We start from the raw sequence: 16,767 nt of genomic DNA on the forward strand, positions 1-16,767 counted from the left end.
GTCCTACTTCCGCTTGTACAAGCCGGGCGTGCTTGTCGGTTCGTAGGCGCTGAAGATATTGGGCAGCAGCTGTTGGAGGCGGGGCACCACGCGGCTTTGGTCGAGCAGGTAGGCGGGCGGCGTGGGGCCCATTTTCTGGGCCACGCGCACCACGGCAGCGTACTCGTTGAGGTGGCCGAAATCGACTTGCGACAGGGCCCAGTCGAGGTAGGGCGTGGCGGGGTGGTTGTTGAAATAAGCCCGGTCGTCGGGGCCGAGGATTAGTAGCGTCTGGCCGCGCAGGGCGGCGTAGCGCGGGTCGGGCTCCAGACCGAAACGGCTTTCGGCGGGCATGTGCAGCAGGCTTTCGAGGCGCGGCACCTGGGCGCGGTAGCGCAGCACCACCACGGCGTTGATGATGAGCAGCAGCAACAGCTCCAGCAGCCAGCTTTGGCGGTAGCGCTGCCACAGAAACAGGCTGAAATAGGCCACCGGCGGCAGCAGCAGCACCAGCGCCCCAGGAGCCGCGCCGCGCTCCACGGCGGCAGCCACGGCGGCCACGGCCAGCCACACCAGCATCATCTGGCGGAACTTTATTTGGAACACTAGGCCCAGCGATGTGCCCAGCGACCGCAGCAACGCCAGCACCAGCACCAGCACGGGCACAATCAGCAGGCGCAGTTGCAGGCCGGCGGGCAGGCCGCTGGCAATGAGGTCCGTGAGGCCCGGCTGCAAGTGGAACTGCACGAAGCCCGGCAGGGCATCGGTATAAAAGAAAAAGGTGGCCACCAGCGCATACGGGAAGAAAAACCCGCACAGCAGCAGTAGCGAGCTACGAAAGGAATTGGCCGCGAAAATCACCACCGCAAACAGCCCCACTATCACAAACAAGCTCAGCGGCAGGTAGCACAGCGCCCCCAAGCCAATGAGAAACCCGGCCCGGAACAGACGGCGGTTGTCGTAGCCCTCGCGGGAGGTGGGCAGCAGCGCGCTCAGCGAAAACACGATGAAGGTATTGCCCAGCAGCAGCGGCGAGAGCGCATCCAAATCGGTGCTCACGCTGCCCACCAGCAGGTAGGTGAGGGCCGCCACATAGCCGCGCTCAGGGTGCACGTCGTAGCGGTTGAACACCAGGTTCAGGCGCAGGCCTTGGATGAACAGCAACCCCAGCGCCACCATGCGGTAGAGCCACACGGGGCGCGCCAGCACGGCATCGAGGGCGGCGAAGGTGGCGGCGGCCAGCGGCGCGGTACCGTCGTAGAGGTCGCGGTAGGGCATGGCCCCGCCGTGCAGCCGCTCGCCCACCAGCAGGGCCCGCAGCTCGGCGGCCGTCAGGGGCAGGCCGAACCAGAGCAGCGGCAGGCGCAGGGCCAGCACCAGCAGCACCAGAGCCAGCAGTTGCGTGGGCAACGAGCTTTTGAAAAAGCGGAGCACTCGTTAGGGTATGAGGGGATGAGTGGGCGGGGCCTGAAGACAGCGCAAAGGTATTGTGCGCCCCCAACGCTGCCGCCTATTCTTTTTCTATACCTCCTACCCTCACACCCTCTTACCCTCACGCCCTTAAAAACACCTCGTACCTTTGCCAGTCATTATGGATAGCAAACGACAACAAAAAATGGCCAGCCTCCTGCAACAGGAGCTTGCGGCCGTATTGCAGCGCGACTTACCACACCTGTTCGGCGGCGGGCTGGCCCCCAGCATCAGCATGGTGAAGGTGACGCCCGACCTGGGACAGGCTCGCGTGTACCTCAGCCTGCTGCTGGGCAACGATGCCAACGAGCGCATCGAAATTATTAAGGATAACGCCAAGGAAATCCGCCACGCCCTGGCCAAGCGCATCCGCAAAACGGCCCGCGTGGTGCCCGAACTCGTGTTTTTCCACGACGACAGCGCCGCCTACGCCGCCCACATGGACCAAGTGCTCGGCACACTCTACATTCCGGACGCGCCGAAGGAAGACACTTCGGAGGACGACGACAAGCCCGCCCGCCCGCGCCTGTTCAACCCCAAAGACGACCAATAAGCCTGTCGTTGAATTCATAATTTGTAAGTCAGAATTCAGAATTCCCCTTGTACTACGACCCTATTAAGAAGACGCTCGGCCAGGTATTCAATCGCACGCCGTGGCTGCGCCGGCTGTTTTATCACCTGCTCGATTTGCTGCTGTTGCGCACCTGGCACGTGCACCGGGAGCTGCGCCGCTGGGCCAAAGGCCGCACCCAGGAACCCCTGCACATCCTCGATGCCGGCTCCGGCTACGGCCAGTATACCTACTGGCTGAGCGGGCTGAGCGCGAAATGGAACATCCTGGCCGTAGACGTGAAAGACGACCAGGTGGCCGATTCCAACCAGTTTTTCCGCCAGATTGGCCGCAAGAACGTGCAGTTTGCCGTGCAGGATTTGGTGCTGTATCAGGAACCCAATTCCTTCGACCTGGCCCTGTCCGTTGATGTGATGGAGCACATTCTGGAAGATGTGGAAGTGTTCCGCAACATCCACGCGTCGCTGAAAGACGGCGGCATGCTGCTCATTTCGACCCCCAGCGACCAGGGCGGCTCCGACGTGCACGACGACGGCGAAACGAGCTTCATCGAAGAGCACGTGCGCGACGGCTACAACATCCGCGAGATTCAGCAGAAGCTGCGCACCGCCGGTTTTGAGCGCATCGAGGCCCGCTACAGCTACGGCGAGCCGGGCCAGATTTCGTGGCGCCTGAGCATGAAATACCCCATTCTGATGCTGGGCAAGTCGCGCGCCTTTTTCATCCTGCTGCCGTTCTACTACGCCGTGGTGTTCCCGTTTTGCCTGTTGCTGAACTGGCTCGACGCCCGCAGCACGCACGACTCCGGCACCGGCCTCATCGTGAAGGCCTGGAAGTAAGCTGCTACCTGAGCAGGCAAATCACCTGAAATTGTAGTCGTTACCATTTAACCCGCATTTTGCCTTAGCTTTCCGAACGCTAACGCCGTAAAGCGCCCCGATAAAACCCACGCAGGAATCGTCGTCCCATCCGGATAATCCGTGAGCTACCCGACGATTCCGTGATTTATGAACGTACCTATCCTCATTGCCCGGCGCTATTTCCGTTCCAAGAACAAGCGCAACATCATCACCATCATCTCCAACATTTCGATGATTGGGGTGGCGGTGGGCACCATGGCGCTGATTATCGTGCTGTCGGTGTTCAACGGGCTGGAGGACTTGGTGCGCACGCTCTACGGCAAGTCGGACCCCAACCTCGTCATCTCGGCCACCAAAGGCAAGGCCTTCGACGTGGACCGCACCTTCCTGATGAAGCTGGAAAACACGCCCGGCGTGGCCCTGCTCACGGAGGTGATTGAGGACAACGCCCTGCTACAATACCACGACCGCCAGATGGTGGTAAAAATGCGCGGCCTTTCGGATAACTACTTCGGCCAGAGCCAGATTGATGCCAACATCCGCGAGGGCGACCACCGCCTCCGCCGCGACAGCCTGGAACTGGCCCTGGTGGGCGCGGGCGTGCAGCACGAACTCAGCATCACGCTCAACAACCGCCTGGCCCCCATGCGCCTGCTGTACCCGCGCAACACGCCCGGCAAAAAAACCCTCGATTTCAATCCTGAAAACGCCTTCAACGAGCAGAACCTGACGGCCGGCGGCGTTTTCCTCATCGAGCAGCACATCGACGACAGCTACATTTTCGTGCCGCTCACCTTCGCCCAGCGCCTGCTGGGCTACGGCACGCGCCGCACGGCCCTCTATGTGAAGGTGGGCCAGAGCTTCGAAATCGAAAAGGTGAAAGGCGAACTCCGCAACCTCCTCGGGCCGGATTTCAAAGTGCAGGATTCCGACGAGCAGCACGTCAGCCTGTTCAAGGCCATCAAAGTGGAGAAGCTGTTCGTGTTCATCACGTTCACGCTCATTCTGCTCATCGCCTCGCTCAACATCTTTTTCTCGCTCTCGATGCTGGTCATCGATAAGAAAAAGGACATCTCGGTGCTGCTTGCCATGGGCGCGAGTCAGAAGACGGTACGGCGCACGTTCCTGTACGTGGGGGCCATTGTGGCGCTGGTGGGCGCGGCCACCGGGCTCATTCTGGGGGTCACGCTCTGCTGGCTCCAGCAGCGGTTTGGTTTCGTGAGCATGGGCATGGCCACGAGCGTGGTGGACGCTTACCCCGTAAAAATGCAGGCTTCGGACCTAATTTTTACCTGCGTGTCCATTATCGTCATCACCTTGGCCGTAAGTATTCGCCCCGCCCTGAATGCTAGCAAGTTGGACTTGCGCGAGAATTTATAGCGTTTATCGACTTTTGGGTTATCGTTGAGCTTTTTCTGCCGTAAGGACCGGGCATTCGTCCCTGGCAGCAAAGCTCGACTACACCAATTTCCGCTTTCTGCCCTACCTTGCGCCTTCCGCGTGCCCGGCTATGAAAGTATCTACCGCAGAACCATTTCAAATCGTCTACTCGCTCTTCGAACACGAGTTCCTGGGCCACTTGTTCGCGGCCTACGTGGTCCAGCTTGGCCCACGCGGTCAGCTAACGCTTCAGCACCAGACCGTTTCGGGGAAAAATGCCCATGAGTTCGCGGCCGGTCTTGATGCTACCGACTTTGAGTTGGTAGAACTCTGCGACCAGATTCAGCAGGAAGCGGTGGTGAAAGAATTCTGGCCCCGCAAAATCGCTACAGCCGAGTTTTTCCTCAAGACCTACAACGCTGAAAAGGGCGACAAACCGCTTCAGGAGCTCATTTCCAAGTACGTGCAGACCCGCATGGCCGGCATTCTGGCGCGGCTGGCGGGCAAGCAGGTGTTCATCATGGGCCGTGATGGCGAGCCGACCTGGAAGGAAATCGGCATGGCCCCGGCCAAGGCGTCCATCCTGTTCCACTTCCGCCGCAACGAGGAAGGCACTCACTACTTCCCCACCATCCAATACCAGGGACAGAAGCTTGATTTTCAATACAAAGATGCGGTATTGGTGTGCCTGCAACCGGCCTGGCTGCTGCTCAACGACCTGCTCTACACCTTCCGTACCGAAGTTGATGGCAAGAAGCTCCTGCCGTTTTTGAAGAAGAAATTCATCGTGGTGCCCCGGCAGGTGGAGGAAAGCTATTTCCAGAAATTTGTGGCTCCGCTCATGGAGGCCTTCGAGGTACACGCCCGGGGTTTCGATATCCGCTCGGAGCGCTACGTGGCGCGGCCCCGGCTCACATTCAGCGACGCTCAACCCGTCCTGCCCGCGCCCGAAGCGCCCGTGCGCCCGCCCGGCCCGCCGCGCCGGGGTCGCATCCCGCTGCCCAAGCCCATCGCGCCCCTCCTCACCGGGGCTGAAACCGAACAGATTCACTTCGAGCTGAGCTTCCGCTACGGCCCGCACCTCATGCCGCTGGGCACCAGCAAGCCCGTGAGCGTGCACCTCGAAAAAACGGCCGACAGCTACGTTTTTCACCGATTGCTACGCAGCCCCGAGCAGGAGCAAGCCACTGTGGAAGAGCTCCAGGCGCGCCGCCTCGTGGTGGCCAATGGCCACGCCTCCCTGCCCAAAGCCGAGGCCTTCAAGTGGCTGCACGATAATTCCCCTGCTCTTACGGAGCTAGGCTACACAGTAGAAGCCGCTGCTACGGCCACCAAAAATTACTTTATCGGTCCCACCAGCGTGCAGGTGGGCATTCAGGAAGCGGGCGACTGGTTCGACGTGCGCGGCACGGTGCGCTTTGGTGATATCGAAGTGCCATTTATCCGGCTGCGGGGGCACATTCTGCAACGTCGGCGCGAGTTCAAGCTGCCCAACGGCCAGATTGCCATCATCCCCGACGAGTGGTTTACGGACTATCTGGAGCTGTTTGCCTTCGGCGAAGAAACCGAGGACGGCCTTAACCTGCGTCGCCACCACCTCGCCTTAGTAGCCGACCTGCAAAGCAATGAGTTGGCCACCGTGCGCATGGGCCGCAAGCTGGAAAAGCTGCGCGACTTTGCCGAAGTGGAAGACCATCCGCTGCCCGTAGGTTTTCTAGGCGAACTGCGCCCCTATCAGAAGGCGGGCTACAACTGGCTGCGCTTCGTACAGGACTACCATTTCGGCGGCTGCCTGGCCGACGATATGGGGCTTGGCAAAACCATTCAGACGCTGGCCATGCTCCAGCATCGCCGCGAAAGCGGGGAGGCGCAAGGGGCTGCGTCGCTGTTGGTGCTTCCTACTTCACTGGTTTTCAACTGGCTGAATGAGGCCCAGAAGTTCACGCCCGAGCTGCGCGTGCTGGCCTACACCGGCACTTACCGCGACAAAAACCCCGACCGTTTCGCCGACTACGACGTGGTGCTGACCAGCTACGGCATCGTGCGTCTCGATACTGAGCTGTTGGCCGGCTACAAGTTCGACTACGTGATTCTGGACGAGTCGCAGGCCATCAAAAACCCGTCGAGCACCACCTCGCAGGCCGTGCGGCAGTTGCATTCCAAGCACCGGCTCATCCTCACGGGCACGCCGGTGGAGAACAGCACGATGGACTTATGGTCGCAGATGTCCTTTATCAACCCGGGCTTGCTGGGCACGCAGGCGTTTTTCCGCAAGGAATTCCTCAAGCCCATTGAGAAAGACCAGGACGAAGGCCGCACCCGCCGCCTGCACGCGCTCATCAAGCCGTTCATTCTGCGTCGCCACAAAGCCCAGGTAGCTAAAGAACTGCCCGCTAAAACGGAGCAGCTCAGCTACTGCCAGATGACGGACGAGCAGGCCCATGCCTACGAGGAAACCAAGAGCTTCTACCGCAACAAAATCCTGCGCAACCTCGACGAACACGGCCCGGCCAGCACGCAGTTTCTGCTGTTGCAGGGCCTCACGCGCCTGCGCCAAATTGCTAACCACCCGCGCCTAGCCGACGAAAACTACACCCACGAATCGGGCAAGCTACGCGAAGTGCTGCGCATGATTCGCAACGTGGTGGCCGAAGGACACAAGGTATTGGTATTTAGCCAGTTCGTCCAACACCTATCCCTGGTACGCGCCGCACTCGATGAGCGTCAGATGCCCTACGCCTACCTCGACGGCGCGACCCGCGACCGGCCCGCCGAAGTAGCGCGCTTTCAGGAAACGGAGGACTTGAAAATCTTCCTCATCAGCCTCAAAGCTGGCGGCGTAGGCCTCAACCTCACCGCCGCCGACTACGTCTTCATCCTCGACCCGTGGTGGAACCCCGCCGTGGAAGCCCAGGCCGTGGACCGTGCCCACCGCATCGGCCAGCAGCGTCCGGTGTTCACCTACAAGTTCATCACCCAGGGCACGGTAGAGGAGAAAATCCTAGCTCTGCAACGCCGCAAACTGGCCTTGGTGAGCGAGCTCATCGCCACCGACGAAGCTGTGATTAAGCACCTCACCCGCGAGGATATTGAGGAGTTGTTGGGATAAAATAGCTGAGTTCAACGGCAAATTCCCTCTTGCAGGTACACCGATGCCTGCTTGCGTGATTATCAATAGGGCTCGGCCAACAATTGCCTGCGGCTGGGGTTAGCAACCCATGCACGTCACCCTCCGCACCGCCGTTTCTCAGTCTCCGGCCGCGGTCATGGCCGGCTTCACCCGCGAGTTATTTGTGGCTCTGGCCCCGCCGTTTCCGAGGCTGCGGCTGCTACGTTTCGATGGCTGCCGCACCGGCAACCGGGTTGAAATTGAGCTCGATACGTTGGTGAAGCGTCTGCCCTGGACTTCGCTGATTGTGGACGATGGCGTGCAGCCCGACGGCACCCATTTTTTCGTGGATGAAGGCCAGATTCTGCCGCCGCCGCTGCAGTTCTGGCGGCACCGTCACCTTGTTCAGCCCGACCCCAATGGTGGCAGCGTGATTGTGGATGCGCTGGAATACCGCACGGCTTCGCGCCTGCTCGATGTGGTGATATACCCGGCCATGTGGGCGCAGTTTGCTTGGCGACGGCCCATTTACCGGCGCTGGTTCAAGTAGGTGGGACAAGCCGGCCCGGCGCGGGGCCGTACCTTTGCACACTATGCTGAACCCCGCCACCATCGTCCTCAAAAACGGAAAAGACCACAGCCTGCGCCGCCGCCACCCTTGGGTGTTCTCGGGGGCCATTGCCCGCGTATTGGGCGAGCCCCGCGAGGGCGAGCCCGTGCGCGTCGAAGCCATCAACGGCGAGCTGCTGGGCGTGGGCCACTTCTCCAGCGGCGGCTCCATTGCCGTGCGAATGCTGGATTTCGGCCCCGAATCCGAATTGCCAACGGCAAAATATTGGGAAGACAAGCTGGGCAATGCCTACCGCCTGCGCCAGCGCCTGGCCCTGACCGGCACGGCCGATACCAACGTATTCCGCCTAGTGCACGCCGAGGGCGACGGCCTGCCCGGCCTCATCATCGACGTGTATGGCGACACCGCCGTGGTGCAGGCCCACAGCGTGGGCATGTACCGCGCCCGGCCCGAAATCGCGGCCGCGCTGCAAGTGGTGTTCGGCGATAAGCTGCGCGCCATTTACGATAAGAGCGCCGAAACCGTGCCCGGCAACGCCGTGCCCGATGCCCAAAACGGTTACCTGTTCGGCGAAAGCTCGGGCACCGAGCACGTGGTGACCGAAAACGGCCACCAGTTTGCCGTGGATTGGGAAACCGGCCAGAAAACCGGCTTCTTCATCGACCAGCGCGACAACCGCGCCCTGCTGGCCCGTTACTCGCCCGGCCGTAAGGTTCTCAACACATTCTGCTACACTGGCGGCTTCTCCGTTTATGCTTTGGAAGCTGGCGCTGAGCTGGTTCACTCCGTCGATTCGAGCAAGAAAGCCATTGCCCTCACCGAGCGCAACGCCGAGCTATCGAACCATGCCAACCGCCACGCCGCTTACCCCGACGACGTGCTGGGCTTCCTCAAAAACCACTCGGCTCAGTACGATTTGCTGGTGCTCGACCCGCCCGCTTTCGCCAAGCACATGGGGGCCCGCCACGCGGCCTTGATGGGCTACAAGCGCCTGAACGCGGCCGGTATAGCGCACCTCGCGCCCGGCGGGCTGCTGTTTACGTTCTCGTGTTCGCAAGTCGTGAGCCCCGAATTGTTTGAGGGCGCGGTGCTGGCAGCAGCCATCGAGGCGGGCCGGCCGGCGCGCATCCTGCACCGCCTCACCCAGCCTGCCGACCATCCGGTGAGCTTGTTCCACCCGGAAGGCGCTTACCTGAAAGGGCTGGTGCTGGCGGTGGAATAGCCTATTTTAGCAATAAAGCGGCGCTCCGGCGTGGACAAAAAACGTCTGCGCCGGAGCGCCGTTTTATTTTTGGCCACTTCGGCTAAACTTCTCCCCCCGCTGCGGCGGTTAGCAGTCCAGTGTTTAAAAAGAAAGCCAAAATCTCTCCTTCCCGGCAGCCCGTGGCCGTCATCGGCGCGGGCATTGCGGGGCTGGCCACGGCGGCGCGGCTGGCGGTGGCCGGGCACCCAGTCACGGTATTTGAGGCCGGGGCCACGTTCGGGGGCAAGATGCACCAGTTTGCACTGCCCGGTGGGTACCGGTTCGATGCCGGGCCGTCGTTGTTTACGCTGCCGCAACTGGTGGACGATATTTTCCGGCTGGCCCAGCGCGAGCCGGCCGACTACTTCCGCTACGAGCGGCTCGACCCCATCACCAACTACTTCTTTGCCGACGGCACGCGGCTCACAGCCTGGGCAGAGGCGGCAAAATTTGCGGTGGAGGTGGAAGAAAAGCTGGGTACGCCGGCGGCGGCCGTCACGCAGTTTCTGGCCCGCGCTGGCCAAGCGTACGATGCCACGGCGGGCACTTTTCTGCATAAATCTCTGCACAAGGCCGGCACTTACTTCAGCCCCGAAACACTGAAAGCCGTGGCAGCTCTGCCGCAACTCGGCCTGCTGGGCACCATGCACCAGCGCCACGAGAAAGCCTTCGGCCGCGACCCGCGCCTCGTGCAGCTCTTCGACCGCTATGCAACCTACAACGGCTCGGACCCCTACCAGGCCCCGGCTACGCTGAGCATGATTCCGCACCTGGAACACGGCATTGGGGCTTTTTATCCAGAGGGCGGGATTTATGCAATTGCCGAAAGTCTGGTGAAGCTAGCGACGGAGTTCGGCGTGAAATTCCGCTACAACGAAGCTGTGGAGGAAATCATCGTGGCCGATGGCCGCGTAACGGGCATGCGCACAGCGCAGGACGTGTACGATTTTGGCCGGGTGGTGAGCAACATGGACGTGGTGCCTACCTACCGCCGCCTGCTGCCCCGCGAGCCCGCGCCCGAGCGCACCCTGAGCCAGCCCCGCTCCTCCTCGGCGCTTATTTTTTACTGGGGCATCACCCGCGAATTCCCCGAGTTGGATTTGCACAACATCTTTTTCTCTGCTGATTATCAGCGGGAATTCGAGGCCATTTTTCAGCAGCAAACCGTGGCCGATGACGTGACGGTGTACGTGAACATCACCTCTAAAAAAACGCTCACCGACGCCCCGCCCGGCCACGAAAACTGGTTTGTGATGGTGAATGTGCCCTACGACCAGGGCCAGGACTGGGCCACTCTTACCGCGAAAACCCGCGCTACGGTGCTGCGTAAGCTGAGCCAAGCGCTGGGCACCGACATCGAGCCGCTGATTGCCACCGAAAAAACCTGGACGCCGCCCGGCATTGCCGCCGATACCTCGTCGTTTGGCGGGGCGCTCTACGGCAGCTCCAGCAACAATGCGCTGGCAGCCTTCCTGCGGCACCCCAATTTTTCGGGGCGGCTCGAAGGGCTGTACTTTTGCGGTGGTTCGGTGCATCCGGGCGGCGGCATTCCGCTGTGCCTGCTGTCGGCCAAAATCGTTTCTTCTTTAATTAATGATGCGTGAGTTTTAATCATTTGTCATCCTGAGCATAGCGAAGGACCTTCTCACGTCTGAACGATTAGCAGTAATCTCAAATCAGGCAGACGTGACAAGGTCCTTCGCTGCGCTCAGGATGACAGACGATTAGACTTCATCCTCCTTCAAATACATGGTTGATTACACCGAGCCGCTCCCGGCCGCGACTAACCGCCGGCTGCGCGTGGCCCAGGGCCTGGTGTTGCTGTTTCATTTCACCGGTTTCGTGGGGTTGGCTTTTTCCAAAAACCCCGATTTCTACCTGCACTTCACGCCGCTCACGCTCGGGCTCACGGCCTTGCTGCTGCTGTGGTTTCAGCCCAAGCGCGATGCTAGTTTCTGGGGCTTTTGCCTCACGGTGATGCTGCTGGGCTTCGGGGCCGAGTTTGTGGGCGTGAACACGGGGCGGTTTTTCGGGCATTACACCTACGGCGACACGCTGGGCTTTAAACTATTCGATACCCAGCCCTTCAAAGGCGTGCCTCCCATGATTGCCCTGAATTGGCTGGTGCTAACTTACCTGTGCGGTACGCTGGTGCGCTACCTGCCGCTGGGCGAGCTGCCGCGCATTCTGCTGGCGGCCGGGCTCATGGTGGGCTTCGATGCCTGCCTGGAGCCGGTGGCCGGGCGGTTTGATTTCTGGCATTGGTCGGCCGGCGTAATTCCGTTCCAGAACTTCCGCGACTGGTTCATCTTTGCCTGTATCTTGCAGATGCTGTTCAATCGCACCACCTTCACCAAACGTAACCCATTGGTGCCATTGGTGTACATCACGCAGCTGCTGTTCTTTTTCCTGCTCGGGGCCATCTAGCCCGCGCGGCGCGGGGCCAATTCGCGACTCATTCTTCTCTTTGAAAACTGACTTACTCTTTCCTGTAGATGCCTGATTTTACGCTGCCGACGGCTTCTTTGGAAGCCGCCATTCCGGTCTTTTACCGCTACGGCCTGCACGATGCGCCCGATGCGGTGCTGGCCACCGCCCTGCACACCTCCGAGCCCGACCTGACGGCCCAGTTTCCCAGCCGCGAGCTACTGGTGCACCACGCCATCTTGGCCGACATGGAGCGCCAGAAGCGCGAACACGTCGCATTGTACGCCCAGTATCCGTCGGCTGTGGAGCGGCTTTATGGCCTGTTGCAGTTGGGACTGCGCGACCTGGCTGCCGTGCCGAGCAATTACTACGTCGATTTGCAAACCGGCTTCCCGCAAACCTGGGACGCCGTGATGAATCACCTCAGTTCCTACTCGGGTCCTCAGCTGCAGCAGCTGCTTAATGATGGAATTCGCAGCCGGCTGTTCCGTTCCGACATTAATATTCAGCTGGTTACCAAAATTCTGATTGAGCAGCTCAACGTGATGCTCAACCCGCAGGTGTTCCCGCCCGACCGCTACAACATGCGCGAGGTTTTCCGCAGCATTTTCCTGTACTACATTCGGGGCATCTGCACCGATGAAGGCGCGCGGATTGCGGCCGAGCATTTTGCCCGGCTGTAGGCAGCTCCGGCGTCGCGGCCGGGGGTAACTCTCTGTACCGATGCGTTTATCACTACTAAGCGGCTGGCTGGTGCCGGCCGCCGCGGGCCTGCTGCTGGCGGGCTGCCAGGGCAAAACCTCGTCGTCGGAAACGGCCACGACGACGGCCCCAACCGAAACCGAAGCCGCCCCCACCGACACGGCCAGCGTGCCGGCCCCGAACGACGGCATCACGCCTGCGCTCATGGCACAGCACATCAAGGTGCTGGCGTCGGATGAGTTTCAGGGCCGGCGGCCGTTTACGGTGGGCGAGGAAAAGGCCACAGCTTATTTGGCTTCAGAATTCAAAAAGCTGGGCTTGCAGCCGGGGGCCAATGGCTCGTATTTCCAGGCGGTGCCGCTGGTGGAAATCGCGGGCAAGCCCGACTCGATTGCGACGGTGACGGGCAACGGCAAGACCTTGCAGCTGAAGTATCGGCAGGATTTCATGTTCCTGACAGAGCAGGAAAAGCCGGTTATCAGCATCAAGAATTCGCCGCTGGTGTTTGCCGGGTATGGCGTGACGGCCCCCGAGTATAATTGGGACGATTACGCGGGCCTCGACGTGAAGGGCAAGACCGTGGTAGTGCTCATCAACGACCCCGGCAACGCGGGCAACGACACCACCATGTTCAAGGGCAAGGCCATGACGTATTATGGCCGCTGGATGTATAAATACGAGGAGGCCGCCCGCCACGGTGCCACCGGCTTGCTCATCATCCACGACACCAAGCCTGCCTCCTACCCCTGGACGGTGGTGCAAAGCAGCAACGGCGGCGCCAAGCTGCACCCCCAAACGCCCGACCACGGGGCCAGCAAAGTGGCCCTCGAAGGCTGGATGACCCTCGACGCAGCCAAACGCCTCTTCACAGCTTCGGGCCAGAGCTACGACGAAGCCTACGCCGCCGCCAACCGCCCCGGCTTCCGCGGCCGGATGATGAACCTGAGCCTGAGCACCACCATCCACAACAAAATCACGCGCAAAACCTCGAAAAACGTGGTGGCCGTGCTGCCCGGTACCACCCGGCCCAAGGAATACATCATCTACTCGGCGCACTGGGACCACTTGGGCATTGGCAAGCCGATTGCGGGCGACTCGATTTACAACGGCGCGCTCGACAACGCCAGCGGCTGCGCCGGCCTGCTGGCCATTGCCACCGCCCTCAAGCAAGCGAAGGAGAAGCCGCAGCGCAGCATCGTGTTTCTGGCCGTGACTGGCGAGGAGCAGGGATTGCTGGGCTCGGATTATTACGCTCAGCATCCGCTGTTCCCGGTAGCCAGCACGGTGGCCGACATTAATATGGACGAGTTGCTGGCCTTCGGGCCAATGCGCGATTTGACCATCATCGGCTACGGGCAGTCGGAACTGGATGACTACGCCCGCGCGGCCGCCAAGGAGCAGAACCGCTACGTCATCCCCTTCCAGCACCCCGAAACCGGCAGCTTCTACCGCTCCGACCATTTCAGCTTCGCCAAAGTGGGCATTCCGGCGCTTTACGCCAGCGGGCAGTTCGAGAGCCGCCTGCACGGCAAAGCCTTCGCCGAAAAGCAGCGTAAGGACTTCGAAGAGAAAGCCTACCACCAGCCCGCCGACCAGTTCGACTCCAAATGGGACCTGCGCGGCGCGGCTGAGGATGCCCGCCTGCTGTTCCGCGTAGGCCAGAAGCTGGCCGGGGAAACCGCTTTTCCGAAGTGGAAGGAGGGGTCGGAGTTCAAGGCCACGCGGGAGAAAAGCCGGGCCGGGAAGTAGAGCTTATTAGGGGGTGTAGAGACGCAATATTTTGCGTCTCGTCGTTGCTGATGTTGTTATAACTGCGCGGTTTTGCCCAAGCGGCGCGGTTTAGCTCGTTCAACGATGAGACGCAAAATATTGCGTCTCTACATCGTCAGCAGCCAGCCCAGCAGCCCCATTCTTACCGTCCACGCCAGCGTCCTTATCCAGTTGGTGCGCGTGAGGCCGTCGATGGCAATGTAGTCGTAGCCTTGTTCGAGGCGGTTGTGGAAGGGCACGGCGATGAAGAACGTGGCCGCCCACACCACGCCCACCAGCCCGAGGCCCCACCAACCCGCGCCGCCGGGCAGGGCGGCGCGGCCGGCCCAGGCCAGCCAGGCGGCCAGGGCCAGTTCCAGCACCATTGGGGCCATCACCACGTAACTCATGCGGCGGGTGTGGGCCGCATGGAAGGCTGCCCACGCCTCTTTCGGCACCTTGCCGAAGCTGGGGTAATGCACCACCTGCACCGTCCAGATGAGGCCGGTGAGGTAGGCCGCAGCGGCGAAATTGAGCAAAAGCAGGAGGTGAAGCGACATGAGCGGAAAAATAATTTCAACGGAAACATAGCGGTTTTCGGGGGCTTGCGCGGTACGCAAACGTTCCCGTGGACACGGGCCGACACCGGCGACGACGGCCAACATTTCCGTACCCATACGCTGTTGCGTAGGTTCGCACCGCACATTTTGCCCATTATCATGGCTGTAAGCACCGAAAATCTAACCCAACTCTTCCCGCCCGATACGGCGGCCATTCCCGAAGCCTGGCGGCTGGCTGAGCCGCTGCACCAGCGCCAGTACCTGCTCGACGGCGAGCTGCGCGAGTGGGCCGGCCCCACCCAGGAGGTCATTTCGCCCATGTTTGAGCGCCAGCCCGACGGCTCGCTCACGCCCCGCGTCATCGGCTCGTACCCGCTGCTCGATGAGGCCGAAGCCCTCAAAGCACTCGATGCCGCCGTGCAGGCCTACAACTTCGGCCGCGGCGAGTGGCCGATGCTGAGCGTGGCCGAGCGCATCGCGGCAGTGGAGAAATTCACCCGCCTCATCGTGGCCCGCAAGGGCGAAATCGTGAAGCTGCTGCTCTGGGAAATCGGCAAGTCGGCCGCCGACTCCGAGAAGGAGTTCGACCGCACCGTGGACTATATCCACGCCACCATCAATGCCCTCAAGGACATGGACCGCGACTCGTCGCGCTTCACCATCACCGAAGGCATCATTGGCCAGATTCGTCGCTCGCCGCTGGGCGTGGTGCTCTGCATGGGCCCCTTCAACTACCCGCTGAACGAGACGTTCTGCATGCTCATCCCAGCCCTCATCATGGGCAATACGGTCCTCTTCAAACCTCCGAAACACGGTACCCTACTGCACTTTCCGCTACTCCAGGCCTTCACCGAAGCCTTCCCGAAAGGCGTAGTGAACACCGTGTACGGCCGCGGCAACGCCGTGGTGCCGGCTCTCATGGCCTCGGGCAAGATTGATGCGCTCGGCCTCATCGGCAGCAGCCGCGTGGCCGATTCGCTCAAGAAGCTGCACCCCAAATCCAACCGCCTGCGCGCCATTCTCGGGCTCGATGCCAAGAACGTGGCCATCATCATGCCCGATGCCGACCTCGACGTGGCGGTGAAGGAATCGGTGCTCGGCTCGCTGAGCTTCAACGGCCAGCGCTGCACGGCGCTCAAGCTGTTTATGGTGCACGAGAGCATTGCGGCGGACTTCGTGGCGCGCTTCGCCACCGAAATCAACAAGCTGAAACCCGGCATGCCCTGGGATGCGGGCGTGAACATCACGCCCCTGCCCGAGCCCCAAAAGCCTAATTATTTGGCCGAGGTCATCGCTGATGCCGAAGCCAAAGGGGCCCGCGTGATGAACGAAGGCGGCGGCACCACGGCCGGCCCGCTGGTGTACCCCGCCCTGCTCTTCCCCGTGAAAGACGGCATGAAGGTGTGGCGCGAGGAGCAGTTTGGCCCGGTAGTGCCGGTGGCCTCGTTCGCCAAAGTCGACGAAGCCATTCAGTATATCATCGACTCCGACCACGGCCAGCAGGTGAGCATTTTCGGCTCCGAATCGCAGGAAGTGGCCGACCTTATCGACCAGCTCGTGAACCAGGTGAGCCGCGTGAACATCAACGCCCAGTGCCAGCGCGGGCCGGACACCTTCCCCTTCACCGGCCGCAAAGACTCGGCCGAAGGCACCCTCTCGGTGTACGATGCGCTGCGCTCGTTCAGCATCCGCACCGTAGTAGCCACCAAGCAGACCGAAGCCAACAAGCACCTCTTCAATGAGATTGTGGACGGCCAAGAAAGCAGCTTCCTCAGCACCCGGTTTATCCTGTAAGCGCCTTTCGGCCGGGCCAAAACCCTTTCCGGCCCCCTCGAAGCATTCCCCGGCGCACCCAATACTTTGGCCGGCCCCGCCGAAGCAGCACCCGGCCTAGCCGAAGTCCTCCCCGGCGAGTCCGAAGCACTTTCCGGCACGACCGAAGCACTTTCCGGCCCGGCCGAAGCACTTCCCGGCACGACCGAAGCACTTCCCGGCACGACCGAAGCATTTACCGGAGCTAATTTCGGTGCTTCGGGGGTGCCCGGCCCTTTACTGGGCGTTCTGACCCCCAATCCGTCGGCAACCTGCCGGCGGGTTGGGGGTTTTTTATAAGCGGAGCCGTACTCCTGGGTTTACTTCGTTCATC

At 61.3% G+C, this 16,767-nt stretch carries 13 protein-coding genes; 11 read left to right on the top strand and 2 right to left on the bottom strand.

Annotated elements, in window-relative coordinates:
• Positions 1 to 3: 3 nt before the first annotated feature.
• Positions 4 to 1,413: a hypothetical protein gene (locus ACYU70_RS19540; protein ID WP_342299262.1), complete on the bottom strand. Its 1,410-nt coding sequence runs from the start codon at positions 1,411 to 1,413 to the stop codon at positions 4 to 6.
• Between the two features lie 181 nt (positions 1,414 to 1,594).
• On the opposite strand from ACYU70_RS19540, the gene ACYU70_RS19545 reads away from it, so the two are divergent.
• The 10 genes from ACYU70_RS19545 (at position 1,595) to ACYU70_RS19590 (ending at position 14,061) form a co-directional block, all read left to right on the top strand.
• Positions 1,595 to 2,002 carry a ribosome-binding factor A gene (locus tag ACYU70_RS19545; RefSeq protein WP_342299260.1) on the top strand — a complete coding sequence of 136 codons (408 nt, stop codon included), beginning with the start codon at positions 1,595 to 1,597 and terminating at the stop codon, positions 2,000 to 2,002.
• Positions 2,003 to 2,049: 47 nt separating this feature from the next.
• Complete coding sequence (locus tag ACYU70_RS19550) at positions 2,050 to 2,859, top strand: class I SAM-dependent methyltransferase (protein ID WP_342299258.1); 810 nt, start codon at positions 2,050 to 2,052, stop codon at positions 2,857 to 2,859.
• Between the two features lie 168 nt (positions 2,860 to 3,027).
• Complete coding sequence (locus tag ACYU70_RS19555) at positions 3,028 to 4,260, top strand: ABC transporter permease (RefSeq protein WP_342299255.1); 1,233 nt, start codon at positions 3,028 to 3,030, stop codon at positions 4,258 to 4,260.
• Between the two features lie 130 nt (positions 4,261 to 4,390).
• Positions 4,391 to 7,369: an SNF2-related protein gene (locus ACYU70_RS19560; RefSeq protein WP_342299253.1), complete on the top strand. Its 2,979-nt coding sequence runs from the start codon at positions 4,391 to 4,393 to the stop codon at positions 7,367 to 7,369.
• 109 nt (positions 7,370 to 7,478) lie between these two features.
• Positions 7,479 to 7,919, top strand: coding sequence for an SRPBCC family protein (locus ACYU70_RS19565; RefSeq protein WP_342299252.1), 441 nt, complete (start codon positions 7,479 to 7,481; stop codon positions 7,917 to 7,919).
• A 46-nt stretch (positions 7,920 to 7,965) separates the two neighbouring features.
• Positions 7,966 to 9,162, top strand: a complete 1,197-nt coding sequence (locus tag ACYU70_RS19570) for a class I SAM-dependent rRNA methyltransferase (protein WP_425293336.1) — start codon at positions 7,966 to 7,968, stop codon at positions 9,160 to 9,162.
• 119 nt (positions 9,163 to 9,281) lie between these two features.
• Complete coding sequence (gene crtD, locus ACYU70_RS19575; RefSeq protein ID WP_460616082.1) at positions 9,282 to 10,787, top strand: phytoene desaturase family protein; 1,506 nt, start codon at positions 9,282 to 9,284, stop codon at positions 10,785 to 10,787.
• Between the two features lie 145 nt (positions 10,788 to 10,932).
• Positions 10,933 to 11,610, top strand: coding sequence for a carotenoid biosynthesis protein (locus tag ACYU70_RS19580; protein WP_342300778.1), 678 nt, complete (start codon positions 10,933 to 10,935; stop codon positions 11,608 to 11,610).
• Between the two features lie 68 nt (positions 11,611 to 11,678).
• Positions 11,679 to 12,293, top strand: a complete 615-nt coding sequence (locus tag ACYU70_RS19585) for a TetR/AcrR family transcriptional regulator (RefSeq protein ID WP_342300777.1) — start codon at positions 11,679 to 11,681, stop codon at positions 12,291 to 12,293.
• A 40-nt stretch (positions 12,294 to 12,333) separates the two neighbouring features.
• Positions 12,334 to 14,061 (top strand): M28 family metallopeptidase, encoded by a 1,728-nt coding sequence (locus ACYU70_RS19590; RefSeq protein WP_342300775.1) that lies wholly within the window; start codon positions 12,334 to 12,336, stop codon positions 14,059 to 14,061.
• Positions 14,062 to 14,189: 128 nt separating this feature from the next.
• Here the strand turns inward: ACYU70_RS19590 and ACYU70_RS19595 are convergent, their stop codons facing one another.
• Positions 14,190 to 14,621 carry a hypothetical protein gene (locus ACYU70_RS19595; RefSeq protein ID WP_342300773.1) on the bottom strand — a complete coding sequence of 144 codons (432 nt, stop codon included), beginning with the start codon at positions 14,619 to 14,621 and terminating at the stop codon, positions 14,190 to 14,192.
• 159 nt (positions 14,622 to 14,780) lie between these two features.
• Between ACYU70_RS19595 and ACYU70_RS19600 the strand changes: the two genes are divergently transcribed.
• The gene (locus ACYU70_RS19600; protein WP_342300771.1) at positions 14,781 to 16,415 is read left to right on the top strand and encodes an NADP-dependent glyceraldehyde-3-phosphate dehydrogenase; all 1,635 of its coding nucleotides are present in this window, start codon (positions 14,781 to 14,783) and stop codon (positions 16,413 to 16,415) included.
• The last annotated feature ends 352 nt before the right edge of the window (positions 16,416 to 16,767 follow it).

The sequence above is a fragment of the Hymenobacter segetis genome, assembly GCF_054776495.1.